This is a genomic window from Micromonospora sp. HB375 (assembly GCF_017872985.1).
In the GTDB taxonomy this organism is placed as follows: Bacteria; Actinomycetota; Actinomycetes; order Mycobacteriales; family Micromonosporaceae; genus Micromonospora; species Micromonospora chalcea.
The window spans coordinates 5,756,638-5,776,280 of sequence record NZ_JAGGJO010000001.1 but is presented as its reverse complement, the minus strand read 5'-3'; the positions used below and the strand labels follow the sequence as shown (position 1 = coordinate 5,776,280).

Genomic DNA, 19,643 nt, shown 5'->3' with positions numbered 1-19,643 from the left:
TCAGTACCTCCTCGTAGCCAGCACCTTTACCCAGCTCTGCGCGGATCGGCCCGAGTTGCTCTCCTCCTCGGTCCAGGCCCGGGTCACCTCGAAGCCGGCCTCCTCTACCAGAGCGCGCAGCTCGGGCAGCTCGTACAGGAAAAAGTGCCGGACCTCGCCCGATTCGCCCAGCTGCTCGCTGACGAGCCCTCGGCCCTCCTTGACCGAGATCTGCATGATGCCCCCGGGTCTCAGCACCCGGTGCAGCTCGTCGAGCGACCGTCGTACGTCCGCACCGCCGAGATGCAGCAGGACCGCCGAACACCAGATCGCGCCGACGGAGCAGTCGGCCAGTGGGATGTCCCTGATGTCGGCCACCAGCCGTGAGAACGGGGCGCTCCACTTGACCTGGGTGAGCAGGGAGGCAGAGGCGTCCATGGCGACGACGGGACGGCCCCTGGCCGCCATGTAGTGTGCGTCCCGACCCGCGCCCGCCCCGGCGTCCAGTACCGGACCGGTGGTCGCATCGAGCAGGTGGTCGATCTGGTGGGGAAGCGCGGAGTCGTCCGCGAACTGTTCGGTGTCCGCCGCGTAGCGCGCGGCGTTGTTCTCGTAGGTGGCCAGCGTCTCGTCCAGGACCTCGGCACCAATCGTCTCGTTCATCCGCGCCTCGTCCCGTCGGAGTTCCCTAATGGTGATGTGGCAGTTCTCAATATAGGGAAAAGCGGCCCAGTCCCAGGTGTCCGGCAGGCCCACGATTTCGGCCCAGACACGTCGCGCGTACTGCGAAACCGCAGGAGGTTCGAGGGTCAGATAGTGGAAGGACGGTGCCCACGAGCAGTAGTAGTAGTTCCTGCGGGCGTCGGCCGCCTTGATCAATGGGCCGAGGCCGTCGACGGGGTGGGCGCCGGGTGGAACCAGCGCGCGGGCATCCGCCTCCGGCGGGAGCGGAAACAAATGGATGTGACAGTGGGTGATGCAGCCGCCGCCGCGGTGACCGGCCTCCTTGCCCGACGAGCCGTGTTCGACCAGAGTCACCCGGCAGGCGAAGACGCGCTCGATCTGGGCGGCGACGGCGCGGGCCAGGACGTGCAGCCGGGACCGTTCCCCGGCGGGGAGGTCGCCGCTGCTCGGCGCGTGACGGTGCGGTACGACCAGGGCGTAGCCCGGAGTCAGGGAGCCGAGTCCGGCCATGACGTCGAGGCCCGACCACCGCATGACGAGCCGGGGCGGCGAGGGATCGTCGAGGCCGGACGCGCCAACGGTGTTGCGCCTGACCTCCCGGCACATCTCGCAGCTGTCGGCCGGTCCGCCCGTCACTGCCCTTGCCCTCCGCGCCGCCGGCGTGCCCCCCAGATCAGTTGGAAGATCAGCAGCAGCGCGGGGAGGATGAGACCGACCAGAAACTCGGTGCGATCGACGGCTCTGGTCAGGTAGAGGACCACCGCGCCGATCGAATAGACGACCCCGATCGACCACAGTGCGAGCGTCACCTTGCGTCGGCGTACCCAGTTCAGCAGGAAGTTGCGCATCAACAGGGCGCTGGTCAGCCTCCTCGCGCTCACCTGTGTCTGTACCAGGGCGCAACCCGGGTAGAGGAGCTGAGCCTCGCCGGTCCGTCCGGGGAACACCGCCTCCCGCATCTTCGACAGGGCCGAGACGAAGGGCCAGATCGCCCAAATGGACTCCCGTAACGGGCTGCGTGGCAGTTCCCAGGCGCCGGTCGGACCCTGATCCCGCATGATCGCGGAAGCCGCCGCGAACAGTTTGGGTTGCAGCGGGTCGACGCCGGCCGCCAGGAGAGCGGTGACGGCGATCGGGCCGGCGAAGTGCGGCAGGACATTCTGGAACACCGTCTGGCGGTCCCCGTCCGGGTACGGGACGTCGAACTCCTCCACCGTCGACGACCGCTCGACGTGCTCGCCCGCCTCCAGCCGTTCGAGGATCCAGTCGGTCGTCTTGCTGATCGTGTTGACGCTCAGCGCGCCCTCGAGTTGGGAGAGGGCGAGCAGGGCGAAGCTGGTGTGCAGGAGGGTGGGCGGAGCGCCGGGCAACGGGCCCCAGGCCGGCGCGTCGGGGCTCTGCGCCCCGATCAGCCACTTCTTGGCGTTGTCGATGACGTGCGGCGGGCCGCCGCACTCCTGGAGCGCCAGCATGCACAGCGCGGTGTGGAAGACTCGTGAGGGTTGACCGGCGTATGAGGCCCAACCGAAGTCGGTGTTCTGGTTCTCTTCCAGGAAGCGCACGCCACCCCGCAATGCGTCGGACGCGGCGAGCCGACCCGTGCCGGGAGGGCTCAGCGCGCGTACCACCCACGCGGTGGCCTCGATGATCGGGAAGCCGTTGGTGGTTCTCACGGCCCAGCCACCCGCTCCGCCGTCCGGATCGACGATCTGCTGGTCGACCAGGTATTTGATGATCTCGTCAGCCCGTTCGAACTCCTGACCCGCGATGCGGAAGGTGAACAGCCCGACGGCGGAGGCGGTGATTCCCGGATTGGGATCGTCCAGGAAGTGATACCAACCAGCCGTGCCCTCGGGCGACCGGAAGTTGACCCGAAGGCAGGACAAGGCGCGGTCGATGGATTCGGACAGGGATTTTCCCGAGAGCGCTGCTACTGGGTGTGCCAATTCATCTCCACAGCGATGATGGGCGGATCGCCGCCTGTGGGCGCGTGTCGGCACCGTACAGCGCTGTCTTGATGTTCACCACCCGTCATGACGGGAGTCGATGGCCGTCGGTTGCGGTAATGACCCGATCGACGACTGTCCGAGAAAAAGCGCAAGGGATTTGCGAGGGTGTGTCGGAGTTTCGTCGCCGCGTCGGCCGCCGCTTCCCCACCGCAAGTGAATGCCGGACATCCGACAGTGCTGCGCCCGGTGCGCGTACGGCGGGGCAGGCGGGCTAGCGGGCGAGGCCGCGCAGGAACTTCTCGGCGATCGGCGCCGCCACCTTCGAGCCCGCCCCGCCCTGCTCGACGAAGACGGCGAAGGCCACGTCACCCTGCCACCCGACGAACCAGGCGTGCGTGTTCGCCGGGTTGTTGTCGTACTCCGCGGTGCCGGTCTTGCCGTGCACCGGCTCGCCGGGCACATCCGCCAGCGCGCTGCCACTGCCCGCGGTGACCACCCCGCGCATCAGCGACTTCAGCGCCGTCACCGACTCCGGCTTGAGCGCCTCGCCGGCCGGCGCGGGCTTGGCCGGCGCCGGGTCGAGCAGCAGCTTGGGCTGCTCGAACTTGCCCCGGGCCACGGCCGCGGTGGCGCTCGCCATGGCCAGCGGGCTCACCAGCGTGGTGCCCTGGCCGATCGCGGCGGCGGCCTGCTCGGTGGCCGGGCCGTTGGCGGAGACCTTGCCGGTGAACGCGTCCGCGCCGAGATCCCACGCGGCCTCCAGGCCGAGCGTACGGCCGGCCTGCGCCAGCCCGTCCGGGCCGAGCTTCGGCGCCAGCGCCACGAACGCGGTGTTGCAGGACTTGGCGAAGTCGGTGGCGAACGGCACCGCGCCCAGCTCGAAGTTGTCCGAGTTCTTGAAGCTGCGGCCCTCGACCGTCGCCGTCTTCGGGCAGTTCACAGTGGTCTGCGGGGTCACCGCGCCCCGGTCGAGCAGGCCGAGCGCGCTGACCATCTTGAACGTCGAGCCGGGCGGCACCTGGGCGGTGAACGCGAGGTTCTCGCCGGCCGCCCCGGGACCGTTCGCGGCGGCCAGTACCGCGCCGTCGCTGATCCGCAGCGCCACCAGCGCGGAGCGGCGGGTCTGCCCGCGCAACGCGGCGTCGGCAGCGTTCTGGGTCGCCACGTCGATGGTGGTCTTCACCGGCTGACCGGGCTTCGGGTCGGCGCGGTACAGCTCCGTGCCGGTCGGCTCGACCTTGCCGTCCGGGGTGGTCCGCTCGGTGATCACGGTGACGCCGGTGACGCCGCGCAGCCGCTCGTCGTACCGGCCCTGGAGGCCGCCGTGGCCGACCAGGTCGCCGCGCGCGTACCGCTCGGGGTGGGCCTGCAGGTCGTCGGCGGTGGCCTGGTCGACCGAGCCGAGCAGCGCCCGGGCGAACTCGCGCGTCGGGGCCAGCATGAGCTGGTCGGTCGCGAACCGGGTGCCGGGCAGCTCGTAGATGCGTGGCTTGATCTGCCGGTATGCGTCCTCACGCAGCGTCACCACCTCGACGAGCCCGTCCGGCTTCGCCTCCTTGAGCCGCTTGGGCAGGTCGCCCAGGTCGACCGGCGGGCTGAGCGCGGGCCGGATCGCCTTGAACGCGGCGTCCAGCTTCTTGACCAGGCCGGGCACGTCGGTGACCTCGCCGGGAACGACCTGCACCCGGACCACCGGGCGCGGCGCGACGATCGGCTGGCCGGCGGCGTCCAGCACGCCGGCGCGCTGCGCCGGCTCCCGCCGCAGCGCGATCCGGTCGCCGCTCTCCAGCTTCTCGTGCACCACAGCCGGTTCCCAGATCACCTGCCACTGGTCGTCGCCGCCGCGCTTGAGGCGTACCGGGTTCTCGTAGGCCCAACGGGCGCCGCCGGGCAGCGCCCAGCTCACCTTGACCCGGGCGGTGGCGACGTCGCCCTTGGTGGTGATCTCGCCGGTGCGCGTCAACTCCGGCGGGTTGGCGGCCAGCTCACCGGCGAGCGCCTGGAGCTGCTTGGTCACCTCGCCGGCCGCCACCCGCCCGCCGGCCGGCTGGATGAAGCCGACCGCCTGCAGGTCGCCGGAGCGCCAGCCGCCGAGGAACGCCTCGACGGCCGCCTCCGGGCCGTCGTCGCCGGAGCATCCGGTCAGCGCGCCCGCTGTGACCAGGGCGGCGGCCAGCCCCGCGAGGAGGCGACGACGGGTGTGACGGCTGGGGCGGACGGGGTACGACACGGGCATGAAGCGGTCCCTCCGGTGCTCAACTGCCCTGCACGCTAGTACGGCCCGGCGCTCGCCACCGCCCCGCCACGGCCTCCGGCAGCGCGGAAAGCCCCGTGTGGCAGTGTGATGAACATCGCCAGTCGGGGTACTCCGCGGGCGGCCGACCACGAACCCGCAACGGGTGAAAGGACAGAGTCCCGATCCGGACGTCCGGCCGGTGGTCCGCCGCGGGAGGTACCACGCGGTAGGGCCTAGGCTGGGCGGCAGAGTGACCCACAGTGCGGTGGGTCGAGGGGAGTGGCACCGATGGACCGGCGTCCGGCGATCAAACCGGGACCCGACCTCCGGCAGGCTGACACCGGCCGGGACGACGACAGCTACGATTCGGCGACCGACGGGGACGGTTTCAGCCGTCTCGACACAGGAGTGACCGGGATGACCGGTTCCAGCATCGACACCCTCTACGACCTGGGCCTGCCCACGCAGGCACTGGCCGACGAGTCGGAGGACGCCGAGCTGGACGAGCCCGTTCCCAACGCGGAGCGGCTGGTCGCCCAGGCGGTCGCGCTGGCCGGCGACGACCACGACGCGGCCACACTCGTGGACCGCTTCTGGCGGTTCGCGCCGGACGAGGAGCTGATCGGCTTCACCGCCGAGGAGATGCTGGAGGCGGCCCGGGCCCACCGGGACCTGGCCCAGCAGCGGGTTCCGGGCGAGCTGAAGCTGCGCATCCACGAGCCGGACGCCGAGCAGCACCACACGGTCGTCGAGATCGTCACCGACGACATGCCGTTCCTGGTCGACTCGGTGACCGCCCTGCTCAACTCCCGTCACCTCGACGTGCACCTGCTGGTGCACCCGCTGGTCGTGGTGCGGCGCGAGCCGCTGGGCCGGCTCACCGAGGTCTCGGCGGACGTGGAGCCGGACGACGCCATCGCCGGTGACCTGGTCGAGAGCTGGATGCGGATCGAGATCGACCCGGTCCGCGACCCGGCCGAGCGGGAGGCGCTGCGCCGCGAGTTGCAGCGGGTGCTCACCGACGTGCGCGAGGCGGTCGAGGACTGGCCGAAGATGCGGCAGCGGGCCCTCGCGCTCGCCGACGAGCTGGCCGCCGCCCGGACGTCGGACAACCGCCCGCCGGTGCCGGAAAAGGACATCACCGACTCGGTGGAGCTGCTGCGCTGGCTGGCGCACGACCACTTCACGTTCCTCGGCTACCGCGAGTACCGCCTGGTCGACGCCGACGGCGCGCGCGGCAGCGGGCAGGCCCTGGAGGCGGTGCTCGGCACCGGCCTGGGCATCCTGCGCTCCGACTCGCCGGAGGCCCGGTCGCTGAACTCGATGACGCCCGAGGCGCACGAGAAGGTGCTGGAGAAGCGCCTGCTCATCATCACCAAGGCCAACTCGCGTGCCACCGTGCACCGCTCGGCGTACCTCGACTACATCGGCTTCAAGATCTTCAACGAGGCCGGCGAGGTGGTCGGGGAGCGGCGCTTCCTGGGCCTGTTCTCCACCGCCGCGTACCGGACCAGCGTGCAGGAGCTGCCGGTGGTCCGGCGCAAGGTCGCCGAGGTGCTCGACCGCTCGGGCCTGAGCCTGCGCAGCCACTCCGGCAAGGACCTGTTGCAGATCCTGGAGACGTACCCGCGCGACGAGCTGTTCCAGATCAAGACCGACGACCTCTACCACGCGGTGATCGGCGTGCTGCGGATGGCGGGCCGCCGGCAGCTGCGGGTGTTCCTGCGCCGCGACGCGTACGGGCGGTTCATCTCCTGCCTGATCTACCTGCCGCGGGACCGGTTCACCACGCAGAACCGGCTGCGCATGCAGGACATCCTGCTGCGCGAGCTGAACGGCGTCGGCGTCGACTACACCACCCGGGTGACCGAGTCGATGCTGGCCCGCGTGCACTTCATCGTGCGGACCGACCCGAACAACCCGCCCGGTGACATCGACGCCGACCTGCTCGCCGAGGAGCTGGCCGACGCGACCCGCCTCTGGGACGACGACTACCGGCTGGTGCTGGAGCGCAAGCTCGGCGACGAGCAGGCCAAGCACCTGTTCGCCCGGTACGCCGACGCGTTCCCGGAGGGCTACAAGGACGGGCACACGCCGTACGAGGCGATGAAGGACCTGGCGAAGCTGGAGCTGCTGGAGGAGCCCGGCCAGCTGGAGATGCACCTGTTCCGCAAGCAGGCCCCGCCGCGTCCGTACGCCGCCCGCGCCGCCGACGCCGACGAGGCGATGGACGTGCGGTTCAAGGTCTACCGGTACGGCGAGCCGATGATGCTCTCCGCCGTGCTGCCGGTGCTGCACTCGCTCGGTGTGAAGGTGGTCGACGAGCACCCGTACGAGGTGGAGCGCGTCGACGGCCGGATCTGGCTCTACGACTTCGGTCTGGAGCTGCCCGAGCGGCACCAGGACCTGGCCGAGGTACGTCCGCACGTGGAGAACGCCTTCGCCGCCGCCTGGCGGGGCGAGGCCGAGGTGGACGGCTTCAACGAGCTGGTGCTCCGGGCCGGGCTCACCTGGCGGCAGGTCGTCGTGCTGCGCGCGTACGCGAAGTACCTGCGCCAGGCCGGCACCGTGTTCTCCCAGGAGTACATGGAGCAGACGTTCATCGCGTACCCGCAGATCGCCGAACTGCTGGTGAAGCTGTTCGAGACCCGGTTCGCCCCGGGCGCCACCACGCTCGACGAGCGGCGGCAGCGCAGCGGTGAGCTGGTCGACGCGATCGGCGAGGCGCTGGACGAGGTGGCCAGCCTCGACCAGGACCGCATCCTGCGGGCCTACCTGACGCTGATCCAGGCCACGCTGCGCACCAGCTTCTACCAGAAGCCGGTGGGCGGGCGGCCCAAGCCGTACGTGGCGTTCAAGCTGGACCCGCAGGCCATCCCGGACCTGCCCGCGCCGCGACCCAAGTTCGAGATCTTCGTCTACTCGCCCCGGTTCGAGGGCGTGCACCTGCGCTACGGGCCGGTGGCCCGCGGCGGCCTGCGCTGGTCCGACCGGCGCGAGGACTTCCGGACCGAGGTGCTCGGCCTGGTCAAGGCGCAGATGGTGAAGAACGCGGTGATCGTGCCGGTCGGCGCCAAGGGCGGCTTCGTGCTCAAGCAGAAGCCGGGCGACCGGGACGAGGCGGTGATCTGCTACAAGGAGTTCATCTCCGCGCTGCTGGACGTCACCGACAACATCGTCAGCGGCGAGATCGTGCCGCCCGAGGACGTGGTCCGGCACGACGGCGACGATCCGTACATGGTGGTGGCCGCCGACAAGGGCACCGCGACGTTCTCCGACATCGCCAACGAGATCTCCGAGGCGCACAGCTTCTGGCTGGGCGACGCGTTCGCCTCCGGCGGCTCGGCCGGCTACGACCACAAGAAGATGGGCATCACCGCCCGGGGCGCCTGGGAGTCGGTCAAGCGGCACTTCCGGGAGCTGGGGCACGACACCCAGACGCAGGACTTCACTGTGGTCGGCGTCGGTGACATGTCCGGCGACGTGTTCGGCAACGGGATGCTGCTGTCGAAGCACATCCGGCTGGTGGCCGCGTTCGACCACCGGCACATCTTCCTGGACCCGGATCCGGACTCGGCCCGGTCGTGGGAGGAGCGCAAGCGGCTGTTCGACATGCCGCGCTCGTCGTGGGAGGACTACGACCGCGAGCTGATCTCCGAAGGCGGCGGCGTCCACTCGCGTACGGCGAAGTCGGTGCCGATCTCGCCGCAGGTCCGCGCGGTGCTCGGCCTCGACGAGGACGTCACGCAGCTCAGCCCGCAGGAGCTGATGAAGGCGATCCTCACCGCGCCGGTGGACCTGTTCTGGAACGGCGGCATCGGCACCTACGTCAAGGCGTCCAGCCAGACCAACGCCGAGGTCGGCGACAAGTCCAACGACGCCATCCGGGTGGACGGCAAGAGCCTGCGCTGCCGGGTGGTCGGCGAGGGCGGCAACCTGGGCTTCACCCAGCAGGGCCGGATCGAGTACGCCTCGACCGGCGGCCGCATCTACACCGACTTCATCGACAACGCGGCCGGTGTGGACTGCTCCGACCACGAGGTCAACATCAAGATCCTGCTCAACACGGCGGTGGCCGACGGGGAGCTGGACCGGCCGGAGCGTGACGAGCTGCTGGCCCGGATGACCGACGAGGTCGCCGAGCTGGTGCTGCGGGACAACTACGACCAGGCGCGGGCGCTGAACAACGCCCAGGCCCAGGCCGCCTCGCTGCTCCCGGTGCACCGGCGGATGATCAACGACCTGGAGCGGTCCGGCGCGCTGGACCGGGCCCTGGAGGCGCTGCCGTCGGACGAGGAGCTGGCGGTCCGCACCGAGAGCGGGCTGACCGCGCCGGAGTTCGCGGTGCTGCTCGCGTACGTGAAGATCGTGCTGGAGCGCGAGATCGTCGGCGAGGGCCTGGCGGACGAGGAGTGGACGACCGACATCCTGGTCAACTACTTCCCGACGCCGCTGCGGCAGCGCTTCGCCGACCGGATGGGCCGGCACCGGCTGCGCCGGGACATCGTCACCACGGTCCTGGTCAACGAGGCGATCAACCGGGGCGGCATCTCGTTCGTCTTCCGGGTGGTCGAGGAGACGGCCGCCTCCGCGGCGGACGTGCTCCGGGCGTACGTGGTGGTCCGCGAGGTGTTCGGCCTGCGTGACCTCTGGGACGCGGTCGAGGCGCTGGACAACAAGGTCTCGCCCGAGCTGCAGACCGCCGTCTACCTGGACACCCGGCGGCTGCTCGACCGCGCGGTGCGCTGGCTGGTCACCAACCGCCGGTCGCCGATCGACGTACCGGCGGAGATCGACCGGCTGCGTGGCGGCGTTGCCCAGCTCCTGCCGGACCTGGAGCACCGGTTCTGGGGCACGGAGCGGGAGGCCATCGCGGCGCACATCGAGTCGCTCGTCGACCGGGGGCTGCCGCGTGACCTGGCCGAGCAGGCGACCCGCCTGATGTACAGCTTCGGCCTGCTCGACATCGTCGAGACGGCGCAGGCGACCCGGCGGGACGTGGGCGAGGTGGCCTCGGTCTACTTCGTGCTCTCCGACCGGTTCCGGGTGGACGCGCTGCTGTCGAAGATCTCCCTGCTGCCGCGCGAGGACCGGTGGCAGACGCTGGCCCGGATGGCGCTGCGCTACGACCTGTACGCCGCGCTGGCCGCGCTCACCGCCGAGGTGCTCGGCTCCACCCCGGACGACGTGCCGCCGGTGGAGCGGGTGCAGGAGTGGGAGCAGGCGAACGCCACCTCGATCCACCGGGCGCACCGGGCGATGGGGGAGTTCGACGAGTCCCGCGCCGACCTGTCCGCGCTGTCGGTGCTGCTGCGCCAGATCCGTACCCTGGTCCGGACCTCGGCGGCGGCCTGATCCTTCATCCGAGCGTGGCCCGGTGGTCGGTTCCCCGACCACCGGGCCACCGCCGTTTCCGCCCTCAGCTCGTCATCGGGGCGTAGACGACGATGTTGTTCAGGTAGCTTCCGGCCGTCTTGTCGAACACCCCGCCGCAGGTCACCACGCGCAGGGCGGGCACGGCCGACGGACCGTAGACCTGCGCGGCGGGAAAGGCGGTCTTCGGGTACGACCCGACCTCGCGCACCGTGAACGTGGCGGATCTGCCGTCCTGCCGGGTGACCGCTATCGTGTCGCCGGCCACCAGCGCGCCGAGGTTGAAGAACACCGCCGGGCCGAGCTGGGCGGAGTCGACGTGGCCCACGATCACCGCGTTGCCGGCCTCGCCCGGGCTGGCGCCGGGGGAGTACCACCCGGCCTTCATGGCCTGGTCCAGCGGGGGCACCTGGACCGTGCCGTCCGGGTTCGTGCCGAGCGACATGATCTCGGCCCGCACCCCGATACGGGGGATCGAGATGGTCGTCGGCGCGGACCGGGGCAGTGGAGCCGGGGCGGCGCCGTTCGGGCTCGTCGCGCCCGCTGGGCCCGTTGCTGCCGGAGCGCCCGGGACCGCTGCGGCCCCCGGGGCGGCTGCGGTGCCCGGGGCGGCCGCGGTGCCCGGGGCGGCGCCGGGTGGGCCGGTCGTCGGGCCGGGCGTCGCGGGGCCGACGGCGCCCCCGGCGGCGTCCGCCGTCGGCAGGCCGGTGCCGTCCGGCGTCAGCTGACCCTCGGCGTCCGGCCCCGGTTGGCCCTCGGCGTCCGGGTCTGTTTGGGGGCCGGTGGTGACCGGGGCCGCCTGCCCGAGCGGCTGCGGCGGGGACGGTGGCGGGACGGTCCGGACGGACGCGCCGATCAGACCGGCCCCGGCCATGGCGAGCAGGACGACGACGGCCGTGCCGGCGGCACGCCACGGACTTCCGTGACGGCCGCCGGCCCGGGTCGTCGTCCGGTCAGACCAGGTCACCGGCCCGCCGCCGGCGCAGCAGCACCAGGCCGCCCAGTGCCGCGGCGCCGATCATGCCCGCGCCACCGGTGGCGAGGGTACGGTCCACGCCGGTGGTCGTCATGCCGCCGTCGCCGCCGTCGACCCCACCGCGCGGCAGGACCACCAGCTCGCCCTCACCGCAGGAGCCCCGCAACTCGTACCGGCCCGGCCGGGCGTCGTGCGAGACGGTGGCCTCGCCGTAGTAGACGAAGTCCTTCCCGTGCTCCCAGCCGTCCTTGCCGTCCTTGCCGTAGTCGCGCTCGGCGTCCTTGCCGTAGTCGCCCTTGTCGTCCTGCCAGGCGCCTCCGCTCGCCTGCCAGTCGTCCTTGTCGCCCGGCCAGTCGCTCTTGTCGCCCGGCCAGTCGTTCTCACCTTCCTGCCAGTCGTTCTTGCCGCCCGGCCAGGAGCCGTGCTCGTCCTTGCCGTCCTTGCCCTTGTCGTCCGGCCGGCCGCCACGGTCGTCCTTGCCGTGCTCGTCCTTGGCGTCCTTGCCGTGCTGTTCCTTGCCGTCGGGGCCGTGCGCGTCCTTGGTCCAGTCCGGCCCGCCCGGCTTCTCCTTCTCCCAGCCCGGCTCGGCGTCCTGGCCGTACTCGTCGTGCCCCTGCCAGTCGCCGGGGTCGACGGCCGCGCCGGCCCCCGCGCCGCCCGGCTGCGGCTGCCCTTCCGGCTGGCCGGCCGGCGGCTGGGGCTGGTCCGCCGGGGGCTGCGGCATGCCGTCGCCACCCGGGCCGTTGCCGCCGGGCCCGTTGCCACCCGGACCGTTGCCACCCGGGCCGTTGCCGCCCGGGCCGTTGCCGCCCGGCCCGTTGCCGTCAGGCCCATTTCCGCCCGGCCCGTGTCCGTCCCCGCCCGGCTCGCCGCGGCCGTCCGGGCCCTTGCCGTGGTCGTCCTTGCCGTCCGGGCCCTTGTCGTCCCAGCCCCAGTCCTGGTCGCCGCCCCAGTCACCGCCCCGGTCGGCCCAGTCGCCGTGCTCGCCGTCGCGGGCCGGGCGCAGGTCGACCTTGCCGGTCACCTTCGACCAGACGGTGGCGTGCTGCTGCGGCTCGGAGCAGATCGCGAGCAGTTCGACGGTGTCTCCCGCCTTCACCACGTGCGGCTTGGCGATGACCTTACCCTCGTCGTGCCCGCCCGCGTAGGCCATTCCCGGGGTGAACACGAGAAGGCCGGCGCCGCCGAGGGCAGCGCCCGCGACCACCTTCCCGAGCATCTTCTTAGCCATGACCAGCGTCTCCATCCCTGTTCGTCCTGAGCCCGACGTCAGTCGAGCTAAGGCCGACGTTAGACCTTTTCGCGACTTATTCGGGGAAAGATTCGCTTTTAGGAGTTTGTGGAGATCGGGCGTGTCCGCGCTGTCCCCGCCTCCGCGCGCTGATCGGCCCGACTTCGGCGACCCCGCGACCCGGATCCCGCTCGTACGGTTCCCGACGGTCTCGCCTCCGCCGGTGGGTGGAACGCCATGGGTGTCATTTGGCCGTTTTGACACCCATGGCGTTCCACCCGGCCGAGGCGGAGGCGGGACGGTCCGCCGCCCGGCGTGAGGGTGGCGCGGCGAGGTGGGGGCCGCGGGTGGTTGGCGGCGAGCCCGGCTGGTGTAGCGGGGTCCGGGCGCGCGGTGAGCGGGGCGGGCTCGGGACGGGCGGTAGGGTGGGCCGCGAGGCGCATCGAGGCATTGCCATGGAAGCGCTCCCATGCAAGAATCGCTGCACGCGGTTCGGGGAGCCACACCGCGAGCTCAGGCGTCGAGGGCAGCCGGTTGACCGGCCGACGTCCGGCTCCATCGGCCGGTCCTGCGGACCGGTCGGCACCACCACCCCCAACGCCCGTCCGGGTCGGGCGTCCCCCGAAGTAACCAGTGGCGCGCACGGTCGTTCCCGCAGGGCGACCGCCGCCGCCATTTGCGCCGGGCCGTACGCGGATCCGGTCTCGCCCAAGGAGATCAGTGGCATGAATCTGTGGAGAAGGCTGTCCGGCCGGAACCGGGCGCTCGCGCTGACCAGCGCCGGCGTCCTGGTAGCCGGTGGACTGGTGACCCTCCCGGTCACCGCGGCGCAGGCCGCCACCCAGTGCAGCGTGACCTACACGACCAGCGACTGGCCCGGTGGATTCACCGGCACCGTGACCATCAAGAACATCGGTGACGCGCTCACCTCGTGGAACCTCGGCTTCACCTTCCCGAACAGCTCGCAGCGGGTGGTGAACGGCTGGTCCGCGCGGTGGTCCCAGAGCGGCCAGAACGTCACCGCGCAGAACGAGTCGTACAACGGGGCGCTCGCCAGCGGCGCCAGCACCACCATCGGCTTCAACGGCTCCTGGAGCGGCAGCAACCCCAAGCCGACCCAGTTCACGCTGAACGGCACGGTCTGCAACGGCGGCACGCCGACCACCAGCACCCCGCCGACGAGCACGCCGCCCACCAGCACGCCGCCGACCAGCACCCCGCCCACGAGCACGCCGCCGACGTCGACCCCGCCGACGTCGCAGCCGCCGCCCGGGCAGCGGGTCGACAACCCGTACGCCGGGGTGAAGGGGTACGTGAACCCCGAGTGGAAGGCCAAGGCCGAGTCGGTGTCCGGCGGCAACCGGGTGTCGAACAACCCGACCGCGGTCTGGATCGACCGGATCGCCGCCATCAACGGCACGCCGGACAGCAGCTCCAACGGCGCGATGGGCGTCCGTGACCACCTGGACGCCGCGCTCGCCCAGGGCGCCGGCTACATCCAGTTCGTCATCTACAACCTGCCCGGCCGCGACTGCTCGGCGCTCGCCTCGAACGGCGAGCTGGGCCCGGACGAGCTGCCCCGCTACAAGGCCGAGTACATCGACCCGATCGCCGCGATCCAGGGCGACTCGAAGTACCGGAACCTGCGCATCGTCAACATCATCGAGATCGACTCGCTGCCCAACCTGGTGACCAACACCTCGGGCAACGCGGGCGGCACGGTCATGTGTGACACGGTGAAGGCCAACGGCGCGTACGTGAACGGTGTCGGCTACGCCCTGGCGAAGCTGGGTGCGATCGGCAACGTCTACAACTACATCGACGCCGCCCACCACGGCTGGATCGGCTGGGACAGCAACTTCGGCCCGGTCGCCGACCAGCTCAAGGCCGCCGCTGTGGCGTCCGGCAGCACCGTCGCCAACGTGGCGGGCTTCATCGTCAACACGGCGAACTACTCCGCGCTGAAGGAGCCGTACGTCAAGATCACCGACACGGTGAACGGCCAGACCGTGCGGCAGTCCAAGTGGGCCGACTGGAACCAGTACCTCGACGAGCTGTCGTTCGCCCAGGCGTTCCGGCAGAAGCTGGTCTCGATCGGCTTCGACAGCAACATCGGCATGCTGATCGACACCTCCCGCAACGGTTGGGGCGGCTCCGCCCGGCCGACCGGCCCCGGCCCGTCGACCAGCGTGGACGCCTACGTCGACGGTGGCCGGGTCGACCGCCGCTTCCACACCGGCAACTGGTGCAACCAGGCCGGCGCGGGTCTCGGCGAGCGGCCGCAGGCCAACCCGGAGCCCGGGATCGACGCCTACGTCTGGGTGAAGCCCCCGGGTGAGTCGGACGGCTCCAGCAAGGAGATCCCGAACAACGAGGGCAAGGGCTTCGACCGGATGTGCGACCCGACCTACACCGGTAACGCCCGCAACGGCAACAGCATGTCCGGTGCCCTGCCGGACGCGCCGATCTCCGGCGCGTGGTTCGCCGCCCAGTTCCAGCAGCTGATGCAGAACGCGTACCCGCCGCTCTCCTGAGCCGCGGCCGTACCACCCGCGGCGGCGGGAGTGAGGCACCGCCCGCGCGGGTTCCCCGGGCCCCTGGTCGACGCCCACGTCGACCAGGGGCCCTCGGGCGTCCGGGTCAGGGAACCGTACGCTCGATCGCGGCCCGGCCCAGCTCGTGCAGGTCGTGGCGGGCCCTTTCCAGGTTCTCCGGCGTCATGTCCTGGCCCCGGGCCATCACCAGGTCCTCCGGGTCCCAGGGCTGCTCGGCGCCGGTACGGATGCCGTCCGGCGCCGCGCCCGTGCCGGTGCCGGTCGCGCCGGTCCCGGCCGCGTACGGGTCACCGATGATGTTCGGCGAGCCGGTGTCGGCCACCGCGCCGTCGGGCTCGGTGAAGGTGGGGTTGTCCGGGTCGACGCCGCCGGCGCGCAACTGGGGCACCGTGCTGTCGTCGTCCACCGCCGCGGCCACCTCGGGGGTCTCCTCGAGCGGCCGCTCGCCACCGCGGTCACGATCGGTCATGCTGCTGCCCTCCTGTCCCTTCGCGTGATCCCCTGGGCGTACCCGGTGCGGGCCGCGCCATGCGGACGGTCAGGCGTCGTCGTGGCCGGGCTCCGGCGTCTCGGTCGGGCTCAGCCGTTGCCAGAGCAGCATCAGCAGGCCGAACACCAGCATCGCCGCGCCGGCCCACAGGTTGATCCGCAGGCCCTGTGCCTTGTCGATCTCGGCGGACGTGTCGAAGAGCCCCATCAGGCCGACGATCAGCCCGTACGCGACGAACAGGCCGCCGATGACCCGGCGGATGTCGAACAGCCGGGCCGCCGCCGAGCGGGCCTCGCGGGCGTCCTCGGTCTCGTCGACGAGCGGGTCGTGCGCCTCGCCGCCCTGGTAGTTGCGGTCCGCGTCGTCTGTCATGGCGTGCGTCCCCTCCTCTAGAAGACCGGGATGTAGAACAGGGCGGCGAGGATCACGGCGACGACGCCGAGCAGCACCGGGGAGCGGTACCAGGCGGCGTCGCCGGCCAGCGAGTCGTCGGCGAGCGCGGTGTCGCTGAGGCCGTACACCAGCCCGGTCAGCTGGTCGTCGGTCTTCGGCCGGGTCAGCGGCGTGACGATCGCGGCCACCACCGCGACGGTGGCGAAGGCCAGGCCCGCGCCCCAGAAGCTCTCCTCCAGGTCCGAGTTGAAGCTGATCACGCCGCCCTTGTAGAGCAGGTACGTGGCGGTGGCCACGACGGTGCCGGACAGCAGCGACCAGAACCCGGCCAGCGGGGTCATCCGCCGCCAGAACATGCCGATGATGAAGGTGCCGAAGAGCGGGGCGTTGAACACCGAGAAGAGCGCCTGGATGTAGTTCATGATGTTGCTGAACCCGGCCGCGATGAACGCGGTGCCGATGCCGATCACCACCGCGCCGACTGTGGCGAGCCGGCCCACCTTCACGTAGTGCTCGTCCGACTCGTTGCGCCGGAAGTACGCCTGCCAGATGTCGTACGTGAAGACGGTGTTGAACCCGCTGACGTTGGCCGCCATGCCGGCCATGAACGAGGCCACCAGGCCGGTGACCGCGATCCCCAGCACGCCGTTGGGCAGCAGGTCGCGCATGAGCAGCGGGATCGCGTTGTTGTAGACCAGGTCGCCGTCGTCGGCGCCCAGACCTTTGACGGTGACCAGGGCGATCAGGCCGGGGATCACGGTGACCGCGGGGATGAGCAGCTTCGGGTAAGCGGCGATGATCGGCGTACGCCGGGCGGCGCTCATGTTCCGTGCGGACAGCGCGCGCTGCACCTCGGCGAAGTTCGTGGTCCAGTAGCCGAAGGAGAGCACGAAGCCGAGGCCGAACACGATGCCCAGCCAGTGCGCGCCGAGCGGGTTGCCGGTGCTGCCGGTGCCCTCCCAGGCGTGCAGGCCGGCCTCGCCGAGCCTGGAGTCGCGGACCGCGTCCATCAGGCCGCTGACGCCGCCGACCTTGACCAGGCCGATGACCGTGATCGGCACCAGACCGGCGATGATCACGAAGAACTGGAGCACCTCGTTGTAGATCGCGCCGGAGAGCCCGCCGACGGTGATGTACGCCAGCACGATCACCGCGCCGACGATGATCGCGAACCAGAGCGGCCAGCCGAGCAGCGCCTGCATGATCAGCGCCAGCGCGTAGAGGTTCACGCCCGCGATCAGCACCTGGGCTACCGCGAAGCTGATCGCGTTGAGCAGGTGGGTGGGGCGGTTGAAGCGCAGCCGCAGGTACTCGGGGACGCTGCGGACCTTGGAGCCGTAGTAGAACGGCATCATCACGATGCCGAGGAAGACCATCGCCGGTACGGCGCCGATCCAGTAGTAGTGCACGGTCATGATGCCGTACTGGGCGCCGTTGGCGGCCATGCCGATGATCTCCAGCGCGCCCAGGTTCGCCGAGACGAACGCCAGGCCGGTGACCCAGGCAGGCAGCGATCGGCCGGAGAGGAAGAAGTCCACGCTGGTGCGGATCGCGCGCCGGGCGGCGAAACCGACGCCGAGCACAGTGACGAAATAGAGCGCGAGGATCAGGTAGTCCACCGCGTTCATGTCCAGACGCAGGCCGCCGCCGCCCATGCCCGTGCTCCCCTCGTGTGCACCGCTGCCCGCACGTACCCCGTTTGCGAAGTTTCATGCCTGCTGGCCGGTCCGGGCGCGACGGAGCCCCGGCCGGGTCGCCGGCCGGGGCTCGGTGGGGTCCTGCGGCGGGCCTCAGCGCCCCAGTACGCGGTCCAGGAAGTCGCGGTAGCCGCGCACGGCCACCCGGAGCTGCTCGGTGTCGGTGGAGCCGGACTCCTGCCACGCGCCGAGCCGGGTGCGCTGCTCGCGCAGGGCGGTGGAGAGCGCCTCGATCGCCTCCTCGACGAGCGACTCCGCCTCGCCGACCGCGGCGCGCGGGTCGTCCACGAAGCGCAGCTGCACGTCGCGCCAGCGGTCCCGGAAGCCCTGCGCCGCCTCCGGCGCGAACAGCGTCGCGGCGTCGGCCGGTACCGCGCCCGGCGTGGGCCGGTCCGCCCCGCCCAGGGCCGTGCCGGCCGCTGCCGCGCCCGCCGCCGCGGTGCCCGCGTCGACGTGGTCGTGGCGCCGGTCGGCGTCCTCGTCGGCCGCGGGGACCGGCTCGGCGTCGGGGTCGACCAGGCCCGGCTCGGCGCTGCCGTACCCGACCGCGCCGTCGGCCGCCGCGTCGTCCCGGACGACACCGTTGGCCCGCGCGTCGCCGTCGACCGCCGCGTCGCCGTCGGCGTGCTCGGCGTCCCAGCGGTCGCGGTCGTGCAGTCGGTCCCCGGCCGTCGGATCGGCCCGCTCGTCGTCCAGCGGCTCGGTCCGGCCCGGCGCGCCGTCGCCCGGCACCGCGGTGTCCTCGTCGCGGGCGTCGCGCTCGTCCTGCGGACGGCCGCTCGCCAGCGCCGACGCGGCGACCGCGTCGCCCACCGTGGCCGCGCCGAACGCCGTCGGCAGCGGCGCCGGCTCGTGGAACGGCGGACGCCCGTCGTCGTCGCGCCCGTCGTCGGTACGGTCGGCCGCGTCGCTCAGTTCGCCGGCGTCGTACGCGCGGGTCTCGTCGACCTCGTGTCCCCGGTCGTCGATTCCGTCGTGGCGCCGGTCGTCGGCGCCGAGTTCACGCCGGTCGTCGGCGACGGCCGGGTCGTCGAAGGTGCCCCGGTCGTCGAGCGCGTCCTCGGGCACGTCGGCCCGGTCGGCGTCGTGCCGGCCGGGGCCGGCGTGCTCGCCCGGCTGCGGCACCGGTACCGGCGCGGACCGGACGGCCTCGGGGTGGTCCTGCGTGACCTGCTGCTCTTCCTGGCGCATGGCGGCGGCCTCCTCAGCGGCTCGTGACGTCGTGGTCGTGGTCGGGGTGGCGCTGCTCCGGCTGCTCCCGCTGCTCCGGCTGCGGCGTCGACGTGGGCACCGGGTCCTCACCGAGCAGGTCGGCGAAGAGGGCCCGGTAGTGCACGAGCGCCTGCCGGAGGTCCTCGGTGCCGGCCTCGCCGCGCTCGTTGCGCTGCCGGATCTCGTGGGCGTCGCGGTAGTGGGTGAGCGTGCGGGCGTGCTCGACGGAGAGGTGGGCGATCTGGTCCGAGAAGTCCCCGGTGGGGTATCCGCGCTCGGCGATCAGGCGGCTGACCAGCTCGTCCGCCTCGCCGACGGTCTCAGCGGGCGAGTCGACGAAGCGCACCTGCAGCTCTTCCCAGGCGGCGGCGTAGCGGGCCCGGGACTCCGGGCTCAGCGGGGTCAGCTCCAGTTCGGCGTGCCGGCGCTCGCGCTCACGCAGCTCGCGTTCGGCCGCGCCGCGGCTGTCCTGCTCGGCGACGACCCGGTCGTACTCCGGGCCGAAACGCTCCCGCAGCGCCCGGCGGCGGCTGGCGACCACGGCGAACGCGGCGAGCGCGGCGATGACGAGGACGACGATGACTATGACGATTACCTGGGTGGACGACATGGCTCCTCCTTCGCCCGCTGGTATTCCCTCATGCGGGTGATCGCCAATCCCGTTGCGCGGCACTTTCCGCCCCGGTCGGGAAATAAGGAGCGGTGTCGCGACCGCCGTCCGGTGCCGGTCCGGTGTCCGACTGCGCCCGCCGTGCCCGTCTCGGACCGTAGTGAGAGCCGAGACGGCCGGTAGTGCATCCGCCCCGGATTACGTATCCTGCCCAAGGCGTCCGGGCCGGGGCCCGGCGTCGTGGCCGGCGAACGTGAC

Annotated in this window: 12 protein-coding genes; 2 read left to right on the top strand and 10 right to left on the bottom strand. The window is 71.7% G+C overall.

The window, feature by feature from the left end; all coding sequences use genetic code 11:
- The 3 genes from J3R08_RS32770 to J3R08_RS25495 form a co-directional block, all read right to left on the bottom strand.
- On the bottom strand, positions 1–1,299 hold the full coding sequence (locus J3R08_RS32770; RefSeq protein WP_043328781.1) for a methyltransferase domain-containing protein: 1,299 nt from the start codon (positions 1,297–1,299) through the stop codon (positions 1–3).
- Complete coding sequence (locus J3R08_RS25500; RefSeq protein WP_209963009.1) at positions 1,296–2,609, bottom strand: prenyltransferase/squalene oxidase repeat-containing protein; 1,314 nt, start codon at positions 2,607–2,609, stop codon at positions 1,296–1,298. Before J3R08_RS25500 ends, J3R08_RS32770 begins: the two co-directional genes overlap by 4 nt.
- 274 nt (positions 2,610–2,883) lie before the next feature.
- Positions 2,884–4,848 (bottom strand): penicillin-binding transpeptidase domain-containing protein, encoded by a 1,965-nt coding sequence (locus J3R08_RS25495; RefSeq protein ID WP_064447795.1) that lies wholly within the window; start codon positions 4,846–4,848, stop codon positions 2,884–2,886.
- A 288-nt stretch (positions 4,849–5,136) separates the two neighbouring features.
- On the opposite strand from J3R08_RS25495, the gene J3R08_RS25490 reads away from it, so the two are divergent.
- Positions 5,137–10,203, top strand: a complete 5,067-nt coding sequence (locus J3R08_RS25490) for an NAD-glutamate dehydrogenase (protein WP_209963007.1) — start codon at positions 5,137–5,139, stop codon at positions 10,201–10,203.
- A gap of 64 nt (positions 10,204–10,267) precedes the next feature.
- Here J3R08_RS25490 and J3R08_RS25485 read toward each other — a convergent pair whose 3' ends face one another.
- On the bottom strand, positions 10,268–11,095 hold the full coding sequence (locus J3R08_RS25485; protein WP_245255647.1) for a class F sortase: 828 nt from the start codon (positions 11,093–11,095) through the stop codon (positions 10,268–10,270).
- Positions 11,096–11,174: 79 nt separating this feature from the next.
- Positions 11,175–12,443 (bottom strand): hypothetical protein, encoded by a 1,269-nt coding sequence (locus J3R08_RS25475; protein WP_209963005.1) that lies wholly within the window; start codon positions 12,441–12,443, stop codon positions 11,175–11,177.
- A gap of 710 nt (positions 12,444–13,153) precedes the next feature.
- On the opposite strand from J3R08_RS25475, the gene J3R08_RS25470 reads away from it, so the two are divergent.
- Positions 13,154–14,962, top strand: coding sequence for a glycoside hydrolase family 6 protein (locus J3R08_RS25470; protein ID WP_043330970.1), 1,809 nt, complete (start codon positions 13,154–13,156; stop codon positions 14,960–14,962).
- Positions 14,963–15,068: 106 nt separating this feature from the next.
- On the opposite strand, the gene J3R08_RS25465 is transcribed toward J3R08_RS25470, so the two are convergent.
- The 5 genes from J3R08_RS25465 to J3R08_RS25445 form a co-directional block, all read right to left on the bottom strand.
- Positions 15,069–15,452, bottom strand: coding sequence for a hypothetical protein (locus J3R08_RS25465; protein WP_043328785.1), 384 nt, complete (start codon positions 15,450–15,452; stop codon positions 15,069–15,071).
- Between the two features lie 69 nt (positions 15,453–15,521).
- A complete protein-coding gene (locus tag J3R08_RS25460) occupies positions 15,522–15,845 on the bottom strand; it encodes a hypothetical protein (protein WP_043328786.1) in 324 nt (107 codons plus the stop codon).
- 17 nt (positions 15,846–15,862) lie between these two features.
- Positions 15,863–17,521, bottom strand: coding sequence for a sodium:solute symporter family protein (locus tag J3R08_RS25455; RefSeq protein WP_064447792.1), 1,659 nt, complete (start codon positions 17,519–17,521; stop codon positions 15,863–15,865).
- Between the two features lie 135 nt (positions 17,522–17,656).
- Positions 17,657–18,754, bottom strand: a complete 1,098-nt coding sequence (locus tag J3R08_RS32890) for a hypothetical protein (protein ID WP_209963003.1) — start codon at positions 18,752–18,754, stop codon at positions 17,657–17,659.
- A gap of 13 nt (positions 18,755–18,767) precedes the next feature.
- The gene (locus J3R08_RS25445) at positions 18,768–19,385 is read right to left on the bottom strand and encodes a hypothetical protein (RefSeq protein WP_043328790.1); all 618 of its coding nucleotides are present in this window, start codon (positions 19,383–19,385) and stop codon (positions 18,768–18,770) included.
- Positions 19,386–19,643: the final 258 nt, after the last annotated feature.